We start from the raw sequence: 475 nt of genomic DNA, 5'->3' as shown, positions 1-475 counted from the left end.
TGTTGAATTGCACCGAAAACTGACCCACCATCCCCACAAATTTGCATCTGAATCTGACCCACGTTGGTAGCACAATCCCACCTGTCTTATCGGCAGGAGATCGGAGTGATCGACGTGGCATTGCTAGGCATAATTCGACGCTGGCACCTTCGTGACCAGATCCCCCTACGAGAGATCGCCAGACGACTCGGCATCTCCCGCAATACCGTCCGACGCTATCTCAGGTCGGAAACGACAGAACCTGCCTATGCGGAGCGGCGGTCATCGAGCGGTTTGGACAAATACTCAGTGCAACTATCAGCCTGGCTCAAGGCCGAGGCCAGCAAGCCCAGAAAGCAGCGGCGCAATCTGAAGCAGATCCACCTGGATCTCAAAGAACTCGGCTATGAAGGGTCATACGACCGCGTAGCAGCCTTTGCCAGGCAGTGGAAGACGGGTCAACTGGAGTGGGTCAATTCTGCGAGCAAACGCACAC

General features: G+C 55.6%; 1 protein-coding gene. It reads left to right on the top strand.

The genetic code is table 11. From position 1 onward, the window contains the following. Positions 1 to 105: 105 nt before the first annotated feature. On the top strand, positions 106 to 475 hold a 370-nt coding region (locus GM658_RS28620), incomplete at its 3' end, for a helix-turn-helix domain-containing protein (RefSeq protein ID WP_170299038.1).

The organism is Massilia eburnea (assembly GCF_009720745.1).
GTDB lineage: Bacteria > Pseudomonadota > Gammaproteobacteria > Burkholderiales > Burkholderiaceae_D > Rugamonas > Rugamonas eburnea.
The sequence above is the reverse complement of the archived record's forward strand: the minus strand, read 5'-3'. Positions and strand labels throughout refer to the sequence as shown.